Origin of the sequence: Saccharothrix ecbatanensis (assembly GCF_014205015.1) — a bacterium.
In the GTDB taxonomy this organism is placed as follows: Bacteria; Actinomycetota; Actinomycetes; order Mycobacteriales; family Pseudonocardiaceae; genus Actinosynnema; species Actinosynnema ecbatanense.
The window spans coordinates 2,691,948-2,716,591 of sequence record NZ_JACHMO010000001.1 but is presented as its reverse complement, the minus strand read 5'-3'; the positions used below and the strand labels follow the sequence as shown (position 1 = coordinate 2,716,591).

Sequence of the window (24,644 nt, the reverse complement as noted above, 5' to 3'; positions counted from 1 at the left end):
CGCACGAGCACTGCACGCTCGCGCTGCTCGACGTGCGCGGACAAGTGCGGGCACGGTGCCGTGACGCGCGACCCGGTGGACCGGGCCCGCTGAAACCGCTCCCATGATTTTTTGCCAGTTGACCGAACAATCGCGTCCAATGGAGACGGCGAATTTCGTGCGTGGTGTGGCGTGCGTTACTTGACCTGCTTGCCGGTCGGCGGCTTTACTGCCGTCGCGCATTCACCTACCGACTGGTAGATGACCTTCGCGCTACCGAAGCGAGCGCGGGCGCGCCCATTGTTCCCTTTGTGGGGCGACATTGTCGTGGTGATCGACGATGGGTGGCGCCTGTCGAACGGGAGTCCGGCATGTCCTTGAGCACTCGGAACGATCCTGTTCGGCACCGGCACCGGCACCGGCACCGGCCGATGCGACGCGGCCGAGTCCGCGTCATGCTGTCCGTTGTGGTCGCCATCGCGGCCGCTGTGACGGCCCCTTCAGTCGCCACGGGTGCCGATTCGGCTGCGGGAGGCGGACGGGTGCAGTCCTTCTGGCTGCACTGGAACGGGACGCCGGTGTCCGATGCGATGCTGGCCACCGAGGCGAAACGGCGCAGCTACGTCGTGCTCAACGCCTGGGAAGGCGCGATGGTCCCCAAGCTCAAGGCGGCGAACCCGGCGGTCCAGGTGTTCGTCTACAAGGACCTGTCGTCCACCCGGTCGTACGCCTGCCGCGACGGGGTGGACGACGCGCAATTGCCGACCGGTGTCGGTTACTGCGAGGCGGAAAAGGCTCACCCTGAGTGGTTCCTGCTCGATCCGAACGGACGCCGGTTCGAGTACGGCGGCTATTCCGGGCATTGGCAGATGGACGTCGGCAACACCGCGTACCAGGACGCCTGGGCGGCGAACGTGATCGAGAGCAGCACCGCCGCCGGATTCGACGGCGTGTTCATGGACAACGCCCTCTTCCCGTGTGACGCATACCACGAAGGCGTGTGCCCGGCGAACTACCCGACCGACACGGCATTGCAGGAAGCGTACAAGTCGATGTTGGCGAACACGCGGGACGAATTCGTCGCGGCAGGGTTGAAGACGGTCGCGAACCTGTCCAACGCCCGCCTGCACCCCGGCGCTTGGGACGCCTACACCGAGCACCTGGACGGCGGCTTCGACGAGTGGTGGCTCACGTTCGACGACCAGAACCTGCTGTCCGAGTACCCCGAGGGGTGGAGCAGGCAGGTCGCCGAGATCGCCTCGAACGAGGCCCGCGGCAAGATCACGTGGGTGCAGCCGCACTTCACCGCCGGTCAGGACCGGCCGCACCGGTACGCGCTGGCCAGCTACCTGATGGCGGCGGGGGAGCGGGCGGCCATCGCGGAGGTCGACCAGACCGACGGCTACGGCGACCCGTCACCGTGGCACGCGGAGTACGACTGGGACCTCGGCGCGCCGGCGGGGCCGTACCGGTCCGTGGCCGGGAACGTGTTCCAGCGAGATTTCTCGTGCGGCACGGTCGTGGTCAACGCGAACCGGACCGCGAGCACGTCCGTCACGGTCCGGCTCGGCAGCGCGCACGCCGACGAGCGCGGCGCGGAGGTCACATCGGTGTCGCTGGCGGGCACTTCCGGGGCCATCCTCCGCAAGCCCTGCTGACCTGAGCCCTGCACACCGCCCCTCCGGCCGCGGAGGTGCCGACGGCTCGACAGGCGTCGCCCGACCCCGACTCGGGCGACCCCTGTCGAGCCGTCGCGCACGGCGGGGAACTCCGGTCACCGGGTGAGTGCGCCGGGGCGGCAGGCGCGATCTCTGTTCACAACGGGCGTGGCTTGCTAGAGTCGAGGGCTCTGGGAGCGCTCCCAGCGCAGTTGCGGAGAACCTCGACGAGGAGGGCGGAGTGGTGCTGTCACACCCGCGGCGGCGTGGTTCTCGAGCGATCCGCTCCCCGTAGATCACCGGAAAGGTGATATCGCCCAGTCGGGCGACGTACCCGAGGCGTTCATCCCGTCAACGGTCTCTCGGATGTCGCACCCGCCGCTGCGAGTCCGTCGGAAGGAGTTCCCATGCGAAGCACCGTCCGCGCACTCGTCGCCATCGGCCTGTTGGCCGCGGGCACGGTCCTCGCCGGCGCAGGACCGGCCCAAGCCGACACGACGATCTGCCAGCAATACGGATCGACCACCATCCAGGGCCGCTACGTGGTCCAGAACAACCGGTGGGGCACTTCGGCCACGCAGTGCATCAACGTCACGTCGAGCGGGTTCCAGATCACCCAGCAGCAGGGTTCCGCCCCGACCAACGGCGCGCCCCTGTCCTACCCGTCGGCGTTCCTGGGCTGCCACTACACCAACTGTTCCCCCGGCTCGAACCTGCCGATGCAGGTGAGTCGCATCCGCAGTGCCACGTCGTCGATCAACTACCGCTACGCCGGCGGCACGTACAACGCCTCGTACGACATCTGGCTCGACCCCACGCCGAAGACCAACGGGGTCAACCAGATGGAGATCATGATCTGGTTCAACCGCCAGGGCTCCATCCAGCCCATCGGCAGCGCCGTCGGCAACGCCAACGTCGGTGGCCGCAGTTGGCAGGTGTGGCGGGGCAGCAACGGCGCGAACAACGTCATCTCCTACGTGGCGCCCTCGCCGATCAACTCGTGGTCGTTCAACGTGCTGGACTTCGTCAACGACGTGCGCAACCGCGGCGCGATCACCAGCTCCTGGTACCTGACCAGCATCCAGGCGGGCTTCGAACCCTGGAACGGCGGCGTCGGCCTGGCTGTCGACAACTTCTCCGCCTCGGTCAGCGGGTAACGGGCATGTCGGGCGCACCCGCCGACCGGGTGCGCCCGACAGCGCCGAACCCGTGGACGCGTCGGTGAACAACTCCTTTGCCGCGGGTGAGTTGCGGCCTACACTTCTGGGAGCGCTCCCAGAAATGTAGGCGCCCCTGCCAACGACGGTGAAGGGACAAAACGACGTGAGGTTGTTGCTGCTCGTCTCCCTGTTAGCCCTGACGCTCGCCCCAGCGGCCTCTGCCGCCGCGCCGGGCGAGTGGATCGAGGCCGAGGACGGCGCGCTGTCCGGCGTCGTGGTCGAGACGACCGTCGAGGGCTACTCGGGCGCCGGTTACGTCGGCGGCTTCGACGAGGCCGCCGACCACGTGACCATCACCATCCCGGACAGCCCGGGAGGCCTGCACGACCTCACCGTCCGCTACGCCGCGCCCAACGGGCCCAAGAAGACCGCCGTGTCGCTCAACGGCACCGCCGTCGGCGAGGTCGCGCTGGCCGAGAGCGCCGGGTTCACCGAGGCCACGGGCGCGAAGCTGATGCTGGCCGAGGGCGACAACACGGTCACCTTCGCCACCGGCTGGGGCTGGTACCTGATCGACGCGATCAGCGTCGCCCCGAGCGCGCCGTCCGCACCGGGCGTGCACGAGGCCGAGGACGGTGTCCTCAACGGCACGGTGGTCGAGTCCAGCGTCGCCGGCTTCTCCGGCCGCGGCTACGTGGCGGGCTTCGACACCGGCACGGACAACGTCACGATCACGATTTCGGACAGCCCCGGCGGGCTGCACGACCTGGCGATCCTCTACGCCACGCCGTACGGCGCGAAGACGGCGTCGCTGTCCCTCAACGGCAGCGGACTCGGTGACGTCTCCTTCCCGGAGAACCCGACGTTCACGTCGATCCCAGCGGGCAAGGTGCTGCTGCGACCGGGCGACAACACGGTCACCATCACCAACAACTGGGGCTGGTACCTGATCGACGCGATCAAGGTGACGCCCAGCGCGCCCCGCGGTCCGCACCAGGTCACCGGCGCGTTGACCGACCCGGCCGCGACCGCCGAGGCCAAGGGCCTGATGCGGTACCTGGCGGACAACTACGGCAAGAACATCCTGTCCGGCCAGCAGGACCAGGGCAGCATCGACTGGGTCGAGCAGAACATCGGCAAGGCGCCGGCGATCGCGGGCCTGGACCTGATGGACTACTCGCCGAGCCGGGTCGAGCGCGGCACCGTCGGCACGGACGTGGACCACGCCCTGGCCTACGACCGGCGCGGCGGCATGGTGACGCTGGCGTGGCACTGGAACGCGCCGTCCGGCCTGATCGACGTGCCGGGCAAGGAGTGGTGGCGCGGCTTCTACACCGACGCGACGACGTTCGACGTGGCCGCCGCGCTCGCGGACCCGACGTCGGCGGACTACAAGCTGCTGATCCGGGACATGGACGCGATCGCCGTGCAGCTCAAGCGGCTGGCCGACGCGAAGGTCCCGGTGCTGTGGCGCCCGCTGCACGAGGCCGAGGGCGGCTGGTTCTGGTGGGGCGCGAAGGGCCCCGGCCCGACCAAGGAGCTGTACCGGCTGCTGCACCAGCGCCTGGTCGGCCACCACAACCTGCACAACCTGATCTGGGTGTGGAACTCGATCGCGCCGGAGTGGTACCCCGGTGACGACGTGGTCGACGTGGTCTCCATGGACTCCTACCCGCCGCAGGGCGACCACGGTCCGGTGATCGGCCCGTACGAGCGGCTGGTCGAGCTGGGCGGCGACCGCAAGCTGGTCGCGCTGGGCGAGGTCGGCTCCATCCCGGACCCGGAACTCGTCCGCGCGTACGAAGCCCGCTGGTCGTGGTTCGTCACGTGGTCGGGCTCGTTCATCCAGGACGGTGTGGTCAACCCGCGTGACTTCGTGCAGCGCGTCTACAACGACGCGAAGGTGATCACGCTCGACGAGCTGCCGGCCTTCAAGACCACCCAGGGCCACTGCACGGCGGCCATGCGCGTGGTGGCGCAGTGGGGCACCGGCCACCACGTCGAGATCACCGTGAAGCACAAGGAGAACTCGCCGTCGGCGGGCTGGCGGGTGACCTGGCCGTTCGCGGGCGGGCACGTCCGGCACGCCTGGGGCGCGACCATCACCACCGATGGCACGACCGCGACGGCGAAGAACCTGTCGTGGAACGCGGCCATCAAGCCGGGGGAGACCATCACGTTCGGCTACCTGGCCAACGGCTCCCCGACAGCGCCTGCTCTGACTTGCGCTATCGGGTGATCGCGTCCGGTGGACCGGCGGGAGCGAACAGGGGACCGGACGCGGTGTCCGCACCCACCTCCCGCCACCACCGGGCTTGCTCGGGGGTCGTGACGCCGGCCGCGGTCAGGCCGATGCCGGCGTCACGCACCACCTCCAGCACACCGGCCAACGCCCGTGCCACGGTCGAATCCGGCTCCGTGGCGGACGACTGCGCCATCCGCACCGCCCGCACCGACCCGCCCTCCAGCAGTCGCACCAGGTCGGCGGGCGCGGCGGTGAACTCGTCCAGCTCGACGCCCACCTCGTGCTCCGCCAGGTACCGCAGGTTGTCGGCCGCCTCACCGAGGTCGCCGAACAGCGCCTGAGCGGGCGCGCCCAGCCGCAGCGACGACGTCGGCAGCCCGGACTCGGACAGCACGTCCCGCACCGCGCCCAGCAGGTCCGGGTCGGCCGCCTGGCTCGGCGTCAACGCCCACCGCACCGGCAGGTCGCGCCCCGGTTCCTCCCGCCACGCTTGAGCCTGCTCGCACGCCATCCGCAGCGCCCACGTGCCCAGCGGCACGATCAGCCCGGTGTCCTCGGCCAGCGCCAGGCACTGCTCGTGCGGCAGCCCGCCCAACGTCGGGTGGTCCCACCGCAACACCACGTCCGCCGACTCCACCCGCCCGTCCGCGAGCCGCACCACCGGCCGGTACAGCACCCGGATCTCGCCGTTCTCCCACGCGCCGGGCATGGTCGCGGCCAGGCTGAACGTGCGCCGGTCACGGCCGTCCTGCGCCCGGTCGGCCAACTCCCACTGCCTGCGCCCGACGCCCCTGGCCCGCCGTAACGTCAGGTCGGCCGAGTCGAGCAGGTCCGACGGCGTCGAATCGCGCGGCGGCCGGTGCACCACGCCGATCGTCGCGGACACCGCCACCCGGTTGCCGTCGGCGTGGAACGGCGCGGACAGCAGGTCGTTGATCCGCCGGATCATCGTCACCACGTCCGGCGTGGTCGGCGTGTTCTCCACCAGGATCGCGAACTCGTCGTGGCCGAACCGGGCCACCATCGCGTTCTCCTCCACCACCAGCGCCCGCAGCCGACCGGCGACGATCTTGAGCACGTGGTCGCCGACCTCGCGGCCGAGCCCGCCGGTGATGCGCGAGAAACCGTCGAGGTCCAGGTGGAACACGCTGACGCCCGCGCCCGGATCCGCCGTGCGCAGCGCCTGTTCCAGCCGGCTGGTGAAGTACTGCCGGTTCGGCAGCCTGGTCAGCACGTCGTGCAGCGCCTGGTGGTTGAGCTGGCCCTGCAACAGGTTGACGTCCGTCGCGTCCTCGGCGAGCACCATCACCTGCGCCGGGCCCTCGGTCCGGCGCAGCGGCGACAGGGTGAGCGTCACCCAGGCCAGCTCGCCGTCGCCGCGCAGCAACTGGCGCGGCTGGGTGATCGACGCCGTGCCGCCGTTGGTCAGCTCCGCGAAATCGGCGCGCAACGCGGTGCGGTCGTCCTCGTGCACCAGCTCGAACACCGGCAACGCGGTCAACTCGGCGGGCGTCCGGTCCACGATCCGGCCCAGCGCGGCGTTCGACCGCACCAGCCCGCCGTCCACGTCCGCGATCGCGATACCGGTGGACAGGTGGTGCTCCAGCAGCTCGAACCGGGCCTCGCTGAGCTGGAGTTCGACCTGGGCCTCGCGCATCGCCCGGTACAGCGACCGGCCGAGCTGCTCCTGCTGCGCCAGGGTGGAGGCCTTCACCTGAGCCACGAACGCGGCGGTCAGCGAGGCGATCACGTCCACCACGCGTTCGCGCAGCTTGTCCGGCGGCGCGAGCGCGGGCATGCCCAGCAGGCCCTTGCCCACGATCTCCACCGACACCTGGAGACCCTCGGCCGTGGTGCAGTTCAGGTCGACCAGCGCCTCGCCGACCTCCTGGCCCGCGCGCTGCGCCAACGCCTCCGTCGCCACCCCGGCGCACAGCCGCTCCACCAAACCGAGCAGCTTGCGCTCCACCTCGGGGCTCGCCATCGGGATGAACGTCTTGGAACTGAGCAGGTAGGCCCACTTCTTGGCGAGCCTGGTGCGGGCACGCAGCCCATCCGCGTCCTGGGGGAGCGGCGCGGTCATCTCAGCGGCCCCCGGCGGCCGGTTCGTCGCCCACGCCGGGCAGTTCGTGTCCGGCCGGTTCGTGTCCGGCCGGCTTGCGGCCCACGCCCGCCCAGACCTGGGTGTTGTCCTCGGCCTTGTCCGCGATGTCCCCGGCGCCACCCGGCCGCCACAGGGCATGGCCGACCACACCCGGCTCGACCAGCTCGTAGCCGTCGAACAGGGCCGTCACCTCGGCGCGCGTCCGGTAGACCAGGTTGTCCTTGGACCTGCTCTCCCGCACGGTGTCCGCGGCCCGCGCCATGGTCTGGGGGCGGTCGTCGGCGGTGGCGTGCGAGATCACCATGAAGCTGCCGGGCGCCAGCCGGTCCCGGTACCGGGCCAGCAGGTCGCCGGGCTCCTCCTCGGGTCTGACGAAGTGCACGACCAGCAGCAGGAGCAGCGCGACGGGCTGGTCGAAGTCCAGCAGACCGGTCACCTCGGGCCGGCTCAGCACGTCCTCCGGCTCACGCAGGTCGGCCTGCACGGCGGCGGTGTTCTCGTCGTCGGCGAGCAGCAGTCGGCCGTGCGCGACGGCCACCGGGTCCTTGTCCACGTAGACCACCCGGCACCCCTGCGCGACGTCCCGCACGATCTCGTGCACGTTGCCGGCGGTGGGGATGCCCGAGCCGATGTCGAGGAACTGCCGGACACCGCGCTCGGCGAGGTGGGTGACCGCGCGGCGCAGGAAGGCCCGGTTCAGCCGGACCAAGTCCCGCGCGCCGGGCAGCACCTTGAGCATCTGGTCGCCCATGGCGCGGTCGACGGCGAGGTTGTGCGCGCCGCCCAGCAGGTAGTCGTAGGTCCGGGCCACGCTCGGCACCGTGACGTCGATGCCTTCCGGTACCCAGTCAAGGTCGCTCATGGCGTGCTCCGTGGGCCTTTCGAGCTTCGGGTCGTGGTGAACCAGGACATCCAACCGCCTGGGTCCGGTGGATACCAGCGGATTCGACAATATAACTCGAATGCGCGATCCCGTTGCGGTCCGGGTGGCGCATAGAGTGCACGCGGTCAATGACTTGCCGGCGGACTGGCCGGCACCTGGGAGTGGCGCCCGATGACGTCCGGCCCGAATACCAGCGACAACACCGATACCGGTGGACATGAGGTTCCCACGGTTCCCGGGCGATTACCCTTGCTCGGGCACACCGCCTCCTTGCTGCGACAACGCCTCGCCTTCACCGCAGATCTGCGGTCGCACGGGCCGGTGGTGCGGATCTTCCTCGGCGGCCTGCCGCTGTACTTCGTCACCTCGGCCGAATTGGCGCACCAGGTGCTGACCGGCGAGACGGACAAGTTCGACAAGGGCATCTTCGTCGACAAACTGCGGCGCGCGTTCGGGAACGGGCTGGTCAGCACCAACGGCGATTTCCACCGCCGGCAACGCCGGATGATCCAGCCCGCGTTCCACCGCCGCCCGTTGACGAGGTATTCGGAGACTATGACCGCATTGGCCGCTGACCTGGCGAATTCCTGGCGGGATGGACAGACCGTGTCGCTCGATCGGGTGATGCGGGACCTGGCGATCTCGGTGGTCGGCCGCACGCTGTTCTCCGCCGACTTCGGGCCCGCGGCGAGCGCGGCGATCCGGACGCACACGCCGACGGTGATCAGGCTGGGCGTGGTGCGCGCGCTGTCGCCGCCGGGGCTGGAGAAGCTGCCGCTCCCGGTGAACCGGCGGTTCGACCGGGCCGTCGCGGGCGTGCACCGGGTCGTGGACGACGTGGTCGACTCGTCCCGCGGCGACCGGGACGACCTGCTGTCCGTGCTGCTGAACGCGCGGGACGAGGACACCGGCGAGGCGATGGGCCGGCAGCAGATCCGGGACGAGGTGGTCACCCTGCTCACCGCGGGCACCGAGACCACCGGGACCGCGCTGGCCTGGCTGTTCCACGAACTGGCCCGCAACCCCTTGGTGGAACAGCGGGTGCACGCGGAGGTGGACGACGTGCTCGGCGGCCGTGCGGCGACGATCGACGACGTCCGCCGGCTGCCGTACCTCCAGCGCGTGATCACGGAAGTGCTGCGCCGCTACCCGTTGTGGATCATGCTGCGGCGGACCAACACGTCGGTGTCGCTGGGCGGTGCGCGGGTGCCCGCGGGCACCGAGGTCGGCTTCAGCCCGCACGCGCTGCACCACGACCCGCGTTACTACGACGAACCCGAGCGCTTCGACCCCGACCGGTGGCTGCCCGAACGTGCCGCCGCGCTGCCCAAGGGCGCGTACGTGCCGTTCGCGGGCGGCCTGCACCACTGCCCCGGCCACGCCTTCGCGCACATCGAGATGGCGATCGTCGTGGCGACCCTGGCCGCCCGCTGGCGGCTCGTGCCCGTGCCGGGGAAACCCGTGCGCCCCAAGGTGATCGGCTTGCTGTACCCCAACCGGCTGCCGATGACCGCCCACTCCCGTCCCCGCTGATCCTGGAGGTAGTCCTTCTTGCGGTACTCACTCGCCGCCGCCGTGGTGGCGCTCATGGTGGCGTCGTCGCTCACGTCCGCGTCCGCCTCGGCCGGTCCCACGTGTCGTCCGGTCGACGCGCCGGTGACCGTCCTCGGCCACCGCCACGTCGTCCACGGCACCCTGTGCACGCCGGCCGGCGCCGCCACCGTCCAGGTGCTCGTCCCGGGCGCCACCTACAACAGCTCCTACTGGGACTTCCCCGACGGCAGGCACTCCTTCCGCGCCGCGCAGAACGCGGCCGGGTTCGCCACGTTCGCGGTCGACCGGCTCGGCACCGGACGCAGCTCGCGGCCCTTGGCGCTGACGCTGACGGCGTTCGTCCAGGCCGACGCCATGCACCAGGTGGTGCAAGGACTGCGTGCCGGCGCGTACGGGCCGCGGTTCAGCCGCGTGATCATCGGCGGCCACTCGCTCGGCGCGGCGATCAGCGTGGTGGAGGCGGGCACCTACGGCGACGTGGACGGCGTGCTGCTCACCGGCATGACGCACCGGATCAACCCGGCGGGCGTGGTGGCGGCGTTCGCGAACTTCCGGCCGGCCAACCTCGACCCGAAGTTCGGCCTGCTCCACCCGTTGGGCTACCTGACGACCGCACCCGGCACCCGGCACGCCAGCTTCCACGCCCCCGGCCTGCCCTTGTCCGGCGTCCTGCCCCTGGAAGAGTCCACAAAGGACGTCTTCGCGCCGACCGAGGCCGCCGACGGGCTCGGGGTGGCCGTGCTGCTGCCGTACAGCAAGCTGATCGACGTGCCGGTGATGTCCGCCGTGGGCAGCCGTGACGCGGCGGTGTGCGGCCTGCTCGCCACCGACTGCTCGACGTCCACGACGCTCCACGCGGCCGAGGCGCCGTACTTCCGCGCGCCGCTGCGGACGTACGTGCTGCCCGACTACGGCCACTCGATCAACCTCGCGCCCAACGCGCGGGACTACTACTCGGCGGTCTCCTCCTGGGCAGTGGAGGAGGTGGGCCGCTGACGGTGGTGCGGGGTCCGCACGCGCCGCGGACCCCGCACTCCGGCCTCGCCCCAGCGGGCCGCTCACCCCATCGGCACTTCGGCCCAGACCACCTTGCGGTCCTCGTGGCGCTCGAACCCCCAGTGCACCGACAGCCGGTTGACCAGCACCAGGCCGTTGCCCAGCGAGGGGTTGTCGGCCCGGCCCAGCACGGGCAGCAGGCTCGGACTGCGGTCCTCCACCTCGACCCGGACGACCCGGCGGTCGTCCACCCGCCACAGCCGCACCCGCCACGGCCCCTCGGCGTGCCGACGCGCGTTCCCCACCAACTCCGCGGTGATCAACGCCAGATCGGCGATCCGGCGCTCGTCCACCTCGTAGGCGACCTGTCGCACCCAACCGCCGATGCGGTCCACCGTGCCGTCCGACTCCAGGTCGAGCCCGTCGTCAGGCAGCTCCACCATGTTCATGGCACGCTCCTCCAGCACCCTGTCCACTCAAGGCGCACGCAGGTGGTAACCGTTCCGCAGACGCGCCAAACCAGCTCTTGCGTCACATTCCGGGCATCTCGGCATGATCAGGACCAGGACACGTGCTGACGGTGTGTAGCGAACCGGCTGCTTGCGGTCGGCACAGTCGGTAGGCTGGCCCGACGATCTTGTCCTCGACGTGGGCGCGGAGGTCACGGGTGGTCGGCGAAGAACGGGTCGCGCGCAACGATTTCAGCGGGTCGGCGCGTGCCGTCGTGCAGGCCGGTGCGATCCACGGTGATGTGCACTTCCACTGGCCCGCGACGAAGGTGCCCCGCCAACTGCCGCCGCGGGTGGAGCTGGTCAACCAGGTCCGCGTGCTGGCCGAGTTGGAACGGGACATCGCCGACCGGCCGCCGCTGGACGATCCGGTGATCAAGGTCGTGCTCGGTCCGCGGGGGAGCGGCAAGTCGACGGTGGCGACGTCCTGGCTGCACCGCGTCCAGCAGCACTTCCCCGACGGCCAGCTGTACGCGACGCTCGGCGCGTGGGGCGATCACCAGGTCGCGCCGCGCGAGGTGTTGGGCGAGTTCCTGGTGTCGCTCGGCGTGGAGCGGGGGAACCTGCCCGCCGATCTGGCGTCGAGGGCGTCGATGTTCCGGTCGGTCACGCATGGCTTGTCGCTGGCCGTGTTCCTCGACGACGTGGTCTCGCCCGCGCAGGTCCGTTCGCTGCTGCCGGGGTCCGGTGGTTCCGTCGTGGTCGTCACCGGTCACGGCGCTTTCGGCGTGTTGGCGCGGCAGCGGGCGACGCTGATCGACATCGATCCGCTGGAACCGGACATGGCGGTCGAGTTGTTGGGCCAGTTCGCCGAGGACCGGGTCGGCGCCGATCAGTACGCGCTGCGCGGCGTCCTGGAGTTGTGCGCGGGACTGCCGGTCGCGTTGTGCCTCGTGGGCGGCATGCTCGCCGAGCGGCCGACGTTGTCCTTGGCCGAACTGCTGGAGGAGCTGGCCGATCCGGACGCCGGGATCACGTCCGTGGCGGTCGGTGACGAGCCGACGCTGGGTTCGCTGTTCGACGCCACCTACGCCCGGCTGAGCCCGCGGGCTCAGGGCGTCTACCGGGCGTTGGGCGCGCATCCGGGCACGGGCGACGTGTCCGTCGCGGCGTTGGCCGCAGGGATGGGTGTCGACGAGGTGACGGTTCGCCGCGCGGTGGACGAGCTGGTGTCGCTGAGGGTGGTCGAGAACCCGGTCGCCGGCCGGGTGGTGGCTCACAACCTCGTGCGCGGGCACGCGGCGCGGATCGGCGAGGTGGTCGACCGGGCCGAGCGGGACGCCCTCCGGCGGCGGCTGATCGACTGGTACGTGGCGGGTGCGGTCACCGCCGAGGCCGCCGTGATGGGGCAACGGGTGTGGCGGCGCAGGCTGTTCCCCGACGTCCGGCCGCAGCCCGGCCACCCGGCGGAGGTGGACTCGCGCGGGTGGTTGGAGCGCGAGCGGGTCACCTTGCGCGCGGTGGTCGTGGCGTCCTATGAGGATGGCGCGTTCGAAGCGGTCGTGGTGCTGTGCCTGGTGCTGTGGGCGTTGTACGAGCCGGGCAAGTACTACGACGACCTGTTGGCCACCAACGAGATCGGCGTCCGTGCGGCGGAACACTTAGCCGGTGATGTCGTGCGCGCGGTGTTGTTGACGCAGATGGGTTTCGCCCACCTCCACCTCGGCGACACCGACGCGGCGATCGCGGCATGTCGGTCGGCGATCGGGATCGCGCTGGCGGCGCGGGACGTCGAGGCGGAGGCGACCGCACTGGAATGCGCGGGCCTCGCCCGACTGGCGCGCGACGACGTGGACGAGGCTCGGACCGTGCTGCGGCGGAACCTGGCGTTGGCCGAGTCGGTCGGCGACCCGCGCCGGATCGCGTTGGCGCGCTTCCACCTGGCCAAGGCGGAACCACCGGAGTCCGCGATCGCTCTGCTCGACCAGGCGTTGGCCGGTTTCCGCGGGCTGGCCGCCCCGGAACCGCGCAACTTCGCCAAGATCATGACCTGGCAGGGGCGGAAGTCCGGCGAGGCCGGGCGCACCGAGCAGGCCCGTGAACGTCTGGCGCAGGCCAGGGCGATCACGGCCGAGCAGAGCTGGCCGTTCGACCAGGCCCAGGTGCTCGACGCGCTCGGCGACCTGGAGACGGGCGATGCGGCGAAGGCGTTCTACGAGCAGGCGATCGCGCTCTACGCCGAACACGGTTTCGTCAACGCCATGACCCGCACCGCTCAGCGGCTGGCCGCCCTGAGCTGACAGACCTCGGCGGTGCGCTCCTCCTCGCCCAGCGTCACGGTGACATGCGTCGGGAACGGGAGGGCGTGCAGCTGCCAGGCGTGGACCACGGACGCCCACACCCTGCCCGCCTGAGCGGGGCCGGTGAACGCCAGCAGCGAGCCGTCCCGGGCGCCGACGAGCCATCGGCCGGAGTGGTCGGGCATGGACGCGCATCCGAGGCCGGGTAGCGCGTCGAACATCGCCGCGATCCACCGTTCGGCGTCACCGGCGTCGTCGTGGACGACGATCTCGGCACTCTCCAGCAGCGTCGCGTCCGGCGTGTCCACGCCCACCACCAGGTGGCTGTCCGGTGGTGAGGCGCGGCGGAGGTCGGCGGGGAAGCGGACCACCGCTGCCCGGTCGGGGGTGTCGAACTCGACCCGCACCCACTGGTGCACGACCGGTGGCGTCGTGACCCGGGCGACGGGAATGGTGCGGACTTCCGGTGCGGTCCCGGGTTCCGCCAGTCGCAGCAGCCGGTAGAACTCGGTGCGCAGCAACGTCGCGGCCTGGCCTGGCGCGGAGCTGACCAATGCGGCGATCGCGGACACCTCGTCGCTCAGCGTCGCCGCGCCCAGCTGTTGGCGCAGCGGACGGCCGGGGACGAGCCGGTCCGCCTTGTCGATGAAGCGGCCGACCGCCGACGCGGGGTCCACGGCGTCGTGCGCGGCGGCGGCGAGCAGCACCGGCACGCCGAGTGCCGCGCCGTAGAACGTGACCGATCCGTGGTCGCCGACCACCACATCGGCGGCGACAAGGGCGGCACGCCAGCCTTCTTCGGGCGGGAGGACGACCACCCCGGCCCGTTCGCACTCGGCGAGCCACATCCGGACCTGCCACGGCGAGTGGCCGAACCAGGTGTTCGGGTGGAGCGCCAACGCGACCCGGTAGTCGTCCAAAGGCAATTCCGTGCGCAGGAGGCGAACGACATCGGCCGCTTGGTCGTAGAGACTGCCGGGCCCCCAAGTCGAGGAAACGACCACCAATCGTTGACCGCTTCGCAAGCCCAGCGCCGCGCGATAGGTATCGCGCAAGGGGAAACTCGCGAGCATCCGGTCGAAACAGGGATCACCCGCCACCACCGCCGCCGGAACCGCTTCTGGGCAGCTCAGGCGCAGTCGGTCCAGCTGTTCGGCGTGGGAGAGGATCATGCTGGAGGGAATCAGTCGGCCGTCATGGGTGAGCCATTCCGGCGACAAACCGAAAACCGGACTCCGGTCACCGATTTCCGATTTCCGATTTCCGATTTCCAGGTATTTATTATATCCCATTCCGTGCGGCAATACCACAAGGGGTGCGCGCAGGCGTTCCAGCGGTCCGCCGTAGCCGGCGGCGACGGCCAAGTCGAACGGCGTCCGCTCCGCCTGCGCCCAGTCGATCGGCTGCACGCCGAGCCGGGCCAGGTGCTCGACCGTGCCGGGCGTGAACGGGGACGACCCGGTGCAGGTGAACAGCACCTGGACCCTCGGGTCGGTGGCGACCAGCGGCAGCACGTCGAACAGGCGCGTCGCCGCGGTCACGTTGTGCACGACGCCGAGCACGAGCTTCTCGGCCCGACGGGTGGCCCACCTCGTGGCCACCGGTCGAGCCGGCACCACCGCCCACCGCTCGTCGAACACGAGGGGGGATCCTAATCAGGTGCACGGTGGATCAGGGCCGGTTCCGGGCAGCCGCTGTTAGCCTCCACCGATGGTCTCGGAGATCGACATCGGACTGCACGACGGCCGCACGCTGCACGCGTACGACTCCGGTGTCGGCGATCTCGCCGTCCTCTGGCACCACGGCACACCGAACATCGGCGCACCGCCCGTGCCGTTCTTCCCCGCCGCCGAACGGCTGGGCATCCGGTGGGTCTCCTACGACCGCCCCGGCTACGGCGGATCGACGCCGCACCCCGGCCGGGACATCGCGTCCGCCGCCGGTTGCGCGTCCGCCGTCGCCGACGCGCTGGGCATCGACCGGTTCGCGGTGTTCGGGCACTCGGGTGGCGGGCCGCATGCGCTGGCCTGCGGCGCGTTGCTGCCCGACCGGGTGCTGGGTGTGGTGAGCGTGGCAGGGGTCGCCCCGTACGACGCGGACGGGCTCGACTGGTTCGCGGGGATGGCGCCGTCCGGGGTGGCGTCGTTGCGCGCGGCAGCCGCGGGCCGTGCGGTGAAGGAGCGGTTCGAGGCGTCGGACGTCGAGTTCGACGGGTTCATCCCGGCGGACCTCGCCGCGCTCTCGGGCGACTGGTCGTGGTTCGACGACGTCGTCGGGCCGGCCATTGCGGCAGGGCCGGCCGCGCTGATCGACGATGATCTCGCCTACGTGAACCCGTGGGGCTGCGACCCCGCCGACGTGTCCGCGCCGGTGCTGTTCGTGCACGGCGGTCAGGACCGCGTGGTGCCCAGCTCGCACAGTGAGTGGCTGGCACGTCGTTGCCCGGCGGCCGAGCTGCGGGTGTTCGCCGAGGACGGGCACATCTCGGTGCTCGACCCCGCCGCGTCCGCCTTGGACTGGCTGCGCGCACGGGCCTGACGAAGCCGCTACGAGCGGTGGGCGGGTTGCGGGTTCAGCTCCTGGGCCAGCTCGACGGCGGCGCGTGCCGGGTCGTGGTCGAACCGGCTGGGGAACGCGTCGTGGATCCGCCAGCCCGCGCCGCGCAGGGCACGCCACCGGGCCAGGTGCGCGGCCGTGCCGTCCGGGTGCGGTCGGGTGTCCAGCGCGACGGCCGACGCCCGTTCGCCGACGACCAGGTCCACCCGCCACTGACCCACCGGATAGCCGGTGCGCACGGTGATGCCCAGGCCGGTCAGCTCGGTCGCAAGCCGCACGGTCCAGTCGTCGGACGGCGGAACGCCCTCGGTCTCGTCGGGCGGGACTTCCGCGTGCCGCAGGTACTCCGCGAGGAGGCCGACCGGCTCACCCGCCGACGTGATCACGTGCACCAGCCGCCGGGCCCGCGTGGTCAGCACGGCCAGCAGGTTCCGGTCGTTGGCGAACCGCCAGGCAGCGGGCCGGTCCTCGTCGGTGAGCGCGATGCTCACCACCACCTCGTCGAACTCCGAGCCCTGCACGCCGTGGACGGTGCCGACTCGCACCCCACCCGTGGTGATCTCGTCCAGGCTCAACCGGTCGAGCAGTGCCTGTTCGAGCGCGTCGGCCTGCGCCCGGAACGGCGTGACCACGCCGATCGAGCGCACCCCAGCGGCGATCCGGCGGCGCAGGTGCGCCAGCACGGCGTCCACCTCGACCTCGTTGACGCCCTTGTTGTCACGGACTCCCGCCACCCGCTCGACGTCGATGCAGTCCACGTCCGCGATCGACGGGTGCGTGGTGAGCAGCGCGATCCGACCCTCGTAGAACCGGCTCGCGGCGAACCCGATCAGGTGCGGCGCGCAGCGGTGGTGCTCCGTCAGCCAGTGCACCCCGGCCGCCGCCGCGCCCGCGTCGAACAGGCTCACCTTGGGCACGTCGAGCCGGTCCGCCAACGACTCCGTGCCCTCCGCCGCCAACGCCTCGCGCACGGCGTGGTCGCCGACGAACGACACATGCCGCAGCTGACGCGGATCGCCGCCGATCACCACCCGTCTGCCGCGCAACAACGCGGGCGCGGCGAGTGGCTGGTCGACGTGACTCGCCTCGTCGATCACCACCAGGTCGAACATCCCCGGCACGGCGGGCAGGATGTCCTCCACGTCGGCCAGCGTGCCCACCCACAGGGGCAGTGCCTGGACCAGGTGCTCGGTCGAGATCCCGGCCAACGCCCGCCGCCGCGCCGCCCGACCCGACCGCAACGACGTCGCCAACGCAGCCACCGCACGACGCGGTCCGGCGCCACGTCTGCTCACCGCGAGGGTGGCGAGCCAGGCGGCGATCGCGGTGTGGCCGCGTGCGTCCTCCTCGGCGAGCAGCGCGCGCAGCGAGGCCGTCGACGTGCCGCCGTTCGCGGCGACCCGGACCTGCGCGGCGGACTGCTCGGCGGCCCGCACCGCCGCCTCCAGGTCCACCACGTCCACGTCGTCCGCCGCGCCGGTCAGCCGCCGTGCCGACCGGACCGCCCACCGCGTCCGCCACTGCCCGAACAGGCCGTGACGTGCGCGCAGGAGCCCGTGCAGTCGCTCGAAGTCCACTCCCTCCTCGAAGGCCCGCGGCGCGACCGAACGGTGTGCCGGCATGAGCGCCTGGAACCGGAGTGCGGCCTCTACCAGGCCTTCGTCCCGCAACGCCGCACCGACCGCGCGTTCGATCCGCGCGACCGCCGCGATGGCGCCCTTCCTGGCGTGGTCGAGCCGGTCGAGCTCGCCCTTCGCCGAGGTGGCGGCCAGCCCGGTGCCCAGCTCGCGCGCCATCTCCTGCCGCAATTCGGAGTCGCCGAACAGCACCGGCACCGGACCACCGGCCCGCCGCAACGCGTCACCGAGCACGTCGGCGGCGTTGCGCGTGCGGCTGGCCAACAGCACCGAACGGCCCGACGCCACCGCGTCCAGCGCGATCGCGGCCAGCGTGTGGGTCTTGCCGCTGCCCGGCGGTCCGCCGATCACGGTCACCGGCGCGGCGCGGGCGGCCAGCACGGCGGCCTGTTGGCTGGGGCTCAACGCCAACGCCCCGGTGACGTCACCTGTCGCGGTGTCGACGTCCTCCGCGGTGTCCTCCGCAGACGAGTACAGCCCGGCCAGCGCGGTCTGCTCGACCCCCCGCGTCCGCGCCCACGAGTACAGCGCCGCACCACGCTCGGTGCTGACCACCGGCTCACCCGCGTGCAACCCGGCCCCGGCCACCACGACGAGGTCGTTCCCGCTGATCAGCCCACGCGGGTCGTGCTCCGGCCCCAGCACCGGCACGTCGCCGAACCCGCCGGCCGCCAGCGTCGCTCTGATCCACTCCTCGCCCCTGGCCAGCCGCGTCTCCAGCTCGGCCGCCTTCGACCAGTCGGTGAGCAGCGGGAACATCGCCACGTCACCGGCGACGTGGAACATGTAGCGCCGACCGCCCGAGTGGTGCAGCCGCACCGGCCGCGAGACCAGCGGCAGGCACACCCGCCGGCGCTGGCCGCCCACCGTCGCCGGCCCGCACAGGAACGCCCAGCCCAGTCTCAGCAGCCGGTCCTCCTGGTGCAACGCGTCGAACGACGCCAGCCGCTCGACGGTCGTCTGCTGGTCCGCCCGCGCGGTCCACGGCATCGGCGTCCAGCGCGGCTGCACCGGGGGCTCGGTGAGAGCGCTCCACGCGGTCTCGTCCGTGCCCAGCCACACCAACCCGGCGGTCTTGGTCAGGTCCAGCTGCACCCGCTGCGGCTGCTCGGACGCGCTGAGGCGTGCCAGCGTGCGCAGCACTGCGGGAACGGTCACGGGGAAATCCTGCCATCCGGGTCCGACAGCGGCTGTGGATCACCCGCGTCCGGTGTAGACGGCGAAGCTCGGGCTGCGGCGCAGCGGTCCCCAGAACTCCTCACCGCGCCCGTCGTCGGGCACCACGGTGGCGTGCCGGGCGACGTCGGTCAGGCCGCCCCGGGTCAGGGCCGCCTCGAACGTGCCGCCGGGCCAGAAGAACGAGTCGAAGTCGAACGGCGGGTCGCCGAGCACGTGCACCGCCACCGGCTGCCGTGCGCCGGCCGGCCCGGTGCGGGTGACCTCGTAGCCGTAACGGCCGTAGTCCGCGAGGAGGTCCCAGTCGGCGTCGGGGTTGGGCACCAGCACGGCGAGCGTGCCGCCGGGCGCGAGGTTGGCGCGCAGGTTGCCGATCATCAGGTCCAGCGCGGCCTCGTCCTCGGCGTACCCGAGCAGCCACACGGCGGTCACCACGTCGAACACGCCCAGCACCGGCAACGTCGTCGCGTCCTGCCGGTGGTACTCGATGCCCTGCGGTGTGCGGCTCTCCACCTCGCGGGCGTAGCCGATCATCTCGGCCGCCGAGTCGACGCCGACCACCCGGACCGCGCCCCGGCGGCGGAACTCGCGCGGGTAGAAACCGGTGCCGCACGCGACGTCCAGCACGGACTTGCCGCGCAGGTCGGGCAGGGCGGACAGAAAGGTGGCGCGCTCGGCCAGACCGGTCGGGATGTGCTTGGTGCGCTCGTAGAGCTTGCCGAGTTCGTCGTACTGATCGTCCGAGTCCGCCATGTTGCCGACCCTAGGCCCGGCCGTAGAGGCCCGGGTAGCCGCAACCGGCGAAGTACGCGGCGAAGGGGCGGATCACGGCGGCGCGCAGGATCAGCGCGGCGTCGCGTTCCAGGGTCTGCTGGATCAACCATTGGTGGCCGGGGTGGGCGCCGAGCACCACGATCACCTCGGCGACGTGCTCGGCCTTGACCGAGGCGCCGATCGGAGCGAGGCATTCGCGCACGGCCACCGCGTCGGCACCGGCGATCCGGTGGCCCAGGTCGGTCCGGCGGCACGGGTCCGCGGCCAGCGCCTCGGCGAACCGCGGCACCGCGACCTCGTCCCTGGCCTGGTCGCCGAACTCCGCGAGCAGCGCCAACGACAGCATCTCGTACGCGGTCCGGATCCGTTCGGCCCCGATCGACCTCGGGTCGACGCGGAACACGCGCACCAGCCGCTCGGCCGCCGCCACCACGTCCCGCCGCCGCACGATGCCGTCCGCGTTCGAGTCGAACAGCCGCAGTCGGCGGGTGAATCGTTCGACGAGGTCACCGTCGTCCATGACGAACCTCAAAGTGATCCATAGTGCCCCCTGTATCGATGCTATCGGCAACCCCCAGTCGCACCACTTCTCGAACGGATGAACACGGCCAGGTATCCAGCGGCGTGATCACGCCTCGCGCAGGGTCTTACCGCCTCCTTACCGTCGCCGGATCGATCTTCCGCCGGGGCCGGCGGGCCCGCGACACTCCGTGGCGACTCGATCACATGGAGGAGATGGTGGGCGTGATGCGGAAGGCGACCGTCGCGGCGGTCGCGCTCGGAATGCTCACGACGACGGCACATGCCGACACCCGGGGTTGGACGCGGGTCGCCGCGCCGCCGTCGGGACTGGACTACCTGCTGGACGACGTCAGCGCGGTGGGGCCGGACCTGGCCTACGCGGTCGGGTTCACCGAGGTGGGCGGCGGGCTGTTCCTGCTGCGCTGGGACGGCTCGGCGTGGCGGCACGAGGCGAACCCGCCGGCGACGAACTCCCCGACGTTGCGCGCCGTGGACGCTCGGGGCGATGGGGTGCTCGTCGCCGGGCACGACCTGGTGTCCGGCGTCATGCGGCCGTTGCTGTTGGCGCAACGCGGCGGGGTGTGGACGAAGGCCGTGGGTGTCGCGCCCGAAGGCGATAGCGCACGGCTGTCGGACGTCACGTTCGCGTCCGACGTCGGGCTCGGTTGGGCGGTCGGTCGGGAGGGTTCCGGCTTGACCGAACGCCCGGTCGCGCACCGCTGGAACGGGACGGCGCTGGAGCGGTTCGTCCTGCCTGTGGTGGGGACGTACGCGAAGGCGGAGGGCGTGTCGGGCGGGCCGACCGGTGACGTGTGGGCGGTCGGCACCGAGGGCGGGCTGGCCGGAGCGGCGTCACGTGGGGTGTCGTGGCGCTGGGACGGCGCGGGCTGGAAGGAAGTCCCGGTGCCTTCGGTCGGCGCGCATCAGGTGGAGTTGACGGACGTGGTCGCGGTGGCGGACCGGGTGTGGGCGGTGGGTCGTGCGGACGGTCGGCCGTTGACGCTGAGCTGGGCCGACGGCGTGTGGACGGAGGTGAAGATGCCCGTCGTTGCGGCCGGGACCAGGCTCAACGCGGTGGCGGACGACGGGCGTGGCGGCCTGTGGGTGGCGGGGGAGACCAAGGTGGGGCGCGAGTCGGCGCCATTCCTGGGGCATCACGTGGCTGGGGAGTGGAGCACGGAGTCCCCGGAAGGGCTGGCGTACAGCGGGATGCGTGGTATCGCCGCGGTACCGGGCACGGCGACGGTCTGGTCAACCGGCCGGTATTACCGCGTGGGCGGGTACTGCTTCGGCTGCCGGGCCACCATCGCGCAGCTCGGCTGACTCCGGCGTGGGTGGCGGGCCTGGATCCTCGGTCCTCCACCCACGCCAGGATCTTCAGCGGGCAGGCAGGTGCGGGTCAGCGGGCGCGGGCAGCGGGGCTGGGGGCAGCGGATGCGGGGTCGGCCAGCCAGGCGCCGAGTCAGCCCGGAGTCAGCTGCTGCCGAGTCAGCCAGCGCGGTCAGCAGGTGGGCCGACTGGCGCGCGGGTCAGCCGGCCCGAGTAAACGGTCCTGGGGTTAGCGGCCGAATAGGCCTACGAGGGTGCCGTGGGCTAGGACGCGGCCCTTGATCGCGCTGCGTAGGTCGTCCGCGGTGACGCCTTCGCCTAGTCCTAGCGGGCGGTCGACCGCGTACACGCGGAAGATGTACCGGTGCGGCTCGTCGCCGACCGGTGGCCGGGGTCCGCCCCAGCCCTGTTCGCCGAAGCCGTTGCGGCCGACGACCGCGCCCGGCGGCACGGCCCCCTCCTCGATCGAGGTCACGTCCGCGGGGATGCCGGTGACCACCCAGTGCGTGAACGTGCCGCTCGGCGCGTCCGGGTCCTCGCACAGCAACGCCAACTCCGCCGTGCCCGACGGCACGTCCGACCACTCCAACGGCGGCGACGTGTTGCCGCCCTCGTACGAGTACCGGTCGGGGATCATCGTGTGACCGCTGAACGCGGCGCTGCGGGCGTTGAGGCCGCCGTCCTCCTCGACGCCGCCACCGCCGCCGGGCGGGCCGGCCGCCCGCTCACCGACGGCACGGGGCGGGTGGTCGCGTTGGAGTTCCTCGTTCGCCGCCCGGTCGGCGCGCTGGTCCGGCACGCCTTGGTCGTCGTACTCGGCACGCAGGCGCGTGCGGCGGACGTCGTAGGCGTGGCTCCCTGGATCGGGCATGGTGGGCTCCTTCCACTCGTCCGACCAGTGGCCTACCCGTGTGCGCCACGGGTACACCTCGGTCAGCTCATGGCGGCCAGCAGATCCAGACATGCCTGCTCACAGGCCCGGCACGCCTCAGCGCACACCCGGCAGTGCTCGTGCATCGACGCGTGCGAAGCGCACTCGTCACCGCACGACTTGCAGACCATCGCGCACGCCTCCAGCAGCGTGCGGCTGATGTTCGCGTCGTAACCCGTGTGCCGGGACAACACCCGTGCGGTCGTGCCGCAGACGTCCGCGCAGTCCAGGTTGGTCCGCACGCACTTGGTCAACTCGGCGACCGAGCTCTCGCTCAGGCACGCGTCCGCGCAGGCCGTGCACGCCTCCGCGCACTCGATCAGCGCGTCGATGGTGGCCGCGAGCTTGCTCCGGTCCAGGTTGATCTCGGCGGGGTAGGTGTCCATCATCGTCATCGCGGACATGGTCGTTCACGCCTCCATCCGGTCGGTTCCGCTGTCGACTACCCGTTGCACCTGCCGGGTACCCACCTACTGCGTGAGGGACTCCGGCTCGCCCAGCGCACGGCGTCCTGGTGGCCCTGTTCCGGCAGTCCCGACCCCGGCAGACTGGACATCGGCGGCGCTTCCCCCGTTGCCCGACACCAGGGGGAGACGAGCATGAGCAGGTACCGGGCGGCATTGGCCGCCGCCGCACGAGGCTGGCCCGTGGTGCCGTTGCGCCCGCACGGCAAAGTTCCCGCCCTGCGCGGCTGGGACGACGAGGCCACGCTGAACCGTGACCGGATCAGGCACTGGTGGTCGCGCCGCGCCTACAACGTCGGCATCGCGTGCGGTCCGGCCGGGTTGCTGGTGGTCGACCTCGACGTCCCGCACGGCCGGGAGGCGTTCGCCCGCCGCGCCTGGCAGCACGGCGCGGAAGACCCGCGTGACACGTACACGGTCGCCACGCCCAGCGGGGGAGAGCACCGGTACTTCCACGCGCCGGACGTGCCGCTGGGCAACACCGTCGGCCGGATCGCGCCGCACGTCGACACCAGGGGTGTCGGCGGGTACGTCGTGGCCGCCGGGTCGCTCCTGGGCCCGCACCGGTACCAGGTGCTGCGGGACGCCCCGGTCGCCCCAGCGCCGGACTGGCTGGTCGCCGTGCTGACCCCACCGCCGCCCGAGGACCTGCCGATCCCCACCCAACGCCCGTCGCCACGCCGCGTCGACGCCTACCGTGCCGCCGCCGTGGACGGCGAGGTGGAACGCGTCCGCGAAGCGAGACCTGGCGGACGCGCGCACACCGTGTTCACCGCCGCGTGCCGGCTCGGTGAACTGGTCGGCGCGGGCTGGCTGGACGAGGCGACCGCGACGTCACTCCTGCTGGCCGCCGCCTCGACCCACAATGGCATCGAGGGCTGGACCGAGCGGGAGTCGCTGCACCACATCGAGAACGGCATCGCGCTGGGCCGCCGTCGACCACGCGTGCTGCGCTGAAACCAACACTCCTCGCTGAAACCTCACTCCTCGGGGACTTCCTCGCCGTCCCGGTCCGCCCACTCCAGCAACGGCTCCAGCCCGAACACCGCGTCGTCGATCCCGGCGTGCAGGTCGCCCAGCTCGGCGAACCGGGCGGGCACCGTGGCGATGGTGAAGTCACGCGGGTCGAGCGAGTCGACCTCGTCCCACCGCACCGGCGTGGACACGGTCGCCTCCGCCACGCCCCGCACCGAATAAGCAGCGGCGATCGTGTGGTCGCGGGCATTTTGGTTGTAGTCGACGAACAAGCTGCTCGGGTCACGGTCCCGCCGCCACCACGCCGTCGTCACGTCGTCCGGCGCGCGCCGCTCCACCTCCCGCGCGAACGCCAACGCCGCCCGCCGCACGTCCGTGAACCCCCACTCGGGCTTGATCCGCACGTAGATGTGCATCCCGGCCCCACCGGAGGTCTTCGGCCAGCCCACCGCGCCCAACTCGTCCAACACCTCGTGCGCCACGTGAGCGACCCGCCGGACCCGGTCGAACGGGCAGTCCGGCATCGGGTCCAGGTCGATCCGCCACTCGTCCGGCTTCTCGGTGTCGAACCGCCGCGAGTTCCACGGGTGGAACTCCACCGTCGACATCTGCACCGCCCACACCACGTCCGCCACATCGGCCACGCACAGCTCGTCGGCATGCCGGTTGTACCGGGGGAAGTGCACCCGCACGGTCGGCACCCACGGCGGCGCGCCCTGCGGCAGCCGCTTCTGGTGCACCTTCTCGCCCGTCACCCCGGACGGGAAGCGGTGCATCATGCACGGCCGGTCCCGCAGCGCGCGCACGATGCCGTCGCCGACCGACAGGTAGTACCGGGCGAGGTCGAGCTTGGTCTCCCCGCGGGCGGGGAAGTAGACGCGATCCGGGTTCGAGATCCGCACGACGCGGTCCCCGACCTCCAGCTCCACCGAAGGCACCTTTCCGGCCATGC

19 protein-coding genes are annotated in these 24,644 nt (G+C 71.6%); 9 read left to right on the top strand and 10 right to left on the bottom strand.

Features of this window, described 5'->3' with window-relative positions:
• Nucleotides 1-521: 521 nt before the first annotated feature.
• The 3 genes from F4560_RS11730 to F4560_RS11720 all read left to right on the top strand — a co-directional run bounded on the left by F4560_RS11730 (nucleotide 522) and on the right by F4560_RS11720 (nucleotide 5,036).
• Nucleotides 522-1,637: a putative glycoside hydrolase family 15 protein gene (locus tag F4560_RS11730; protein ID WP_184919426.1), complete on the top strand. Its 1,116-nt coding sequence runs from the start codon at nucleotides 522-524 to the stop codon at nucleotides 1,635-1,637.
• 407 nt (nucleotides 1,638-2,044) lie between these two features.
• Nucleotides 2,045-2,794: a GH12 family glycosyl hydrolase domain-containing protein gene (locus F4560_RS11725; protein ID WP_184919424.1), complete on the top strand. Its 750-nt coding sequence runs from the start codon at nucleotides 2,045-2,047 to the stop codon at nucleotides 2,792-2,794.
• A gap of 166 nt (nucleotides 2,795-2,960) precedes the next feature.
• Nucleotides 2,961-5,036 carry a glycosyl hydrolase gene (locus tag F4560_RS11720; protein WP_184919421.1) on the top strand — a complete coding sequence of 692 codons (2,076 nt, stop codon included), beginning with the start codon at nucleotides 2,961-2,963 and terminating at the stop codon, nucleotides 5,034-5,036.
• Here the strand turns inward: F4560_RS11720 and F4560_RS11715 are convergent.
• On the bottom strand, nucleotides 5,026-7,125 hold the full coding sequence (locus F4560_RS11715; RefSeq protein ID WP_184919419.1) for a putative bifunctional diguanylate cyclase/phosphodiesterase: 2,100 nt from the start codon (nucleotides 7,123-7,125) through the stop codon (nucleotides 5,026-5,028). The two genes, F4560_RS11720 and F4560_RS11715, sit on opposite strands and share 11 nt — an antisense overlap.
• Nucleotide 7,126: 1 nt before the next feature.
• Nucleotides 7,127-8,008: an SAM-dependent methyltransferase gene (locus F4560_RS11710; protein WP_246477781.1), complete on the bottom strand. Its 882-nt coding sequence runs from the start codon at nucleotides 8,006-8,008 to the stop codon at nucleotides 7,127-7,129.
• A gap of 192 nt (nucleotides 8,009-8,200) precedes the next feature.
• Here F4560_RS11710 and F4560_RS11705 point away from each other — a divergent pair, with 192 nt between their 5' ends.
• The gene (locus tag F4560_RS11705; RefSeq protein ID WP_184919415.1) at nucleotides 8,201-9,562 is read left to right on the top strand and encodes a cytochrome P450; all 1,362 of its coding nucleotides are present in this window, start codon (nucleotides 8,201-8,203) and stop codon (nucleotides 9,560-9,562) included.
• Nucleotides 9,563-9,580: 18 nt separating this feature from the next.
• The gene (locus F4560_RS11700) at nucleotides 9,581-10,579 is read left to right on the top strand and encodes an alpha/beta hydrolase (RefSeq protein ID WP_246477779.1); all 999 of its coding nucleotides are present in this window, start codon (nucleotides 9,581-9,583) and stop codon (nucleotides 10,577-10,579) included.
• Nucleotides 10,580-10,641: 62 nt separating this feature from the next.
• On the opposite strand, the gene F4560_RS11695 is transcribed toward F4560_RS11700, so the two are convergent.
• The gene (locus F4560_RS11695) at nucleotides 10,642-11,028 is read right to left on the bottom strand and encodes an ATP-binding protein (RefSeq protein ID WP_184919413.1); all 387 of its coding nucleotides are present in this window, start codon (nucleotides 11,026-11,028) and stop codon (nucleotides 10,642-10,644) included.
• Between the two features lie 218 nt (nucleotides 11,029-11,246).
• On the opposite strand from F4560_RS11695, the gene F4560_RS11690 reads away from it, so the two are divergent.
• Entirely contained in the window at nucleotides 11,247-13,328 is a 2,082-nt protein-coding gene (locus F4560_RS11690; protein ID WP_184919411.1) for an NB-ARC domain-containing protein, read from the top strand.
• Here F4560_RS11690 and F4560_RS11685 read toward each other — a convergent pair.
• A complete protein-coding gene (locus tag F4560_RS11685) occupies nucleotides 13,304-14,968 on the bottom strand; it encodes a hypothetical protein (protein WP_184919409.1) in 1,665 nt (554 codons plus the stop codon). The two genes, F4560_RS11690 and F4560_RS11685, sit on opposite strands and share 25 nt — an antisense overlap.
• 70 nt (nucleotides 14,969-15,038) lie before the next feature.
• Here F4560_RS11685 and F4560_RS11680 point away from each other — a divergent pair, with 70 nt between their 5' ends.
• Entirely contained in the window at nucleotides 15,039-15,866 is an 828-nt protein-coding gene (locus F4560_RS11680; RefSeq protein ID WP_184919407.1) for an alpha/beta fold hydrolase, read from the top strand.
• An 8-nt stretch (nucleotides 15,867-15,874) separates the two neighbouring features.
• Here F4560_RS11680 and F4560_RS11675 read toward each other — a convergent pair whose 3' ends face one another.
• From F4560_RS11675 to F4560_RS11665, 3 genes are read right to left on the bottom strand one after another with little or no spacing between them, the layout of a single operon-like run.
• Nucleotides 15,875-18,679 (bottom strand): AAA domain-containing protein, encoded by a 2,805-nt coding sequence (locus tag F4560_RS11675; RefSeq protein ID WP_184919405.1) that lies wholly within the window; start codon nucleotides 18,677-18,679, stop codon nucleotides 15,875-15,877.
• Nucleotides 18,680-18,718: 39 nt separating this feature from the next.
• Complete coding sequence (locus tag F4560_RS11670) at nucleotides 18,719-19,450, bottom strand: class I SAM-dependent methyltransferase (RefSeq protein ID WP_184919403.1); 732 nt, start codon at nucleotides 19,448-19,450, stop codon at nucleotides 18,719-18,721.
• Nucleotides 19,451-19,460: 10 nt separating this feature from the next.
• Nucleotides 19,461-19,991, bottom strand: coding sequence for a hypothetical protein (locus F4560_RS11665; protein ID WP_184919401.1), 531 nt, complete (start codon nucleotides 19,989-19,991; stop codon nucleotides 19,461-19,463).
• A 206-nt stretch (nucleotides 19,992-20,197) separates the two neighbouring features.
• Here F4560_RS11665 and F4560_RS11660 point away from each other — a divergent pair, with 206 nt between their 5' ends.
• A complete protein-coding gene (locus tag F4560_RS11660; RefSeq protein ID WP_184919399.1) occupies nucleotides 20,198-21,316 on the top strand; it encodes a hypothetical protein in 1,119 nt (372 codons plus the stop codon).
• 235 nt (nucleotides 21,317-21,551) lie between these two features.
• On the opposite strand, the gene F4560_RS11655 is transcribed toward F4560_RS11660, so the two are convergent.
• The gene (locus F4560_RS11655; RefSeq protein WP_184919397.1) at nucleotides 21,552-22,193 is read right to left on the bottom strand and encodes a YbhB/YbcL family Raf kinase inhibitor-like protein; all 642 of its coding nucleotides are present in this window, start codon (nucleotides 22,191-22,193) and stop codon (nucleotides 21,552-21,554) included.
• Nucleotides 22,194-22,255: 62 nt separating this feature from the next.
• A complete protein-coding gene (locus tag F4560_RS11650) occupies nucleotides 22,256-22,648 on the bottom strand; it encodes a four-helix bundle copper-binding protein (protein WP_246477778.1) in 393 nt (130 codons plus the stop codon).
• Between the two features lie 204 nt (nucleotides 22,649-22,852).
• On the opposite strand from F4560_RS11650, the gene F4560_RS11645 reads away from it, so the two are divergent.
• Nucleotides 22,853-23,674 (top strand): bifunctional DNA primase/polymerase, encoded by an 822-nt coding sequence (locus tag F4560_RS11645; RefSeq protein WP_184919393.1) that lies wholly within the window; start codon nucleotides 22,853-22,855, stop codon nucleotides 23,672-23,674.
• Nucleotides 23,675-23,697: 23 nt separating this feature from the next.
• Here the strand turns inward: F4560_RS11645 and ligD are convergent, their stop codons facing one another.
• The gene (ligD, locus tag F4560_RS11640; protein ID WP_184919391.1) at nucleotides 23,698-24,642 is read right to left on the bottom strand and encodes a non-homologous end-joining DNA ligase; all 945 of its coding nucleotides are present in this window, start codon (nucleotides 24,640-24,642) and stop codon (nucleotides 23,698-23,700) included.
• Between the last annotated feature and the right edge of the window lie 2 nt (nucleotides 24,643-24,644).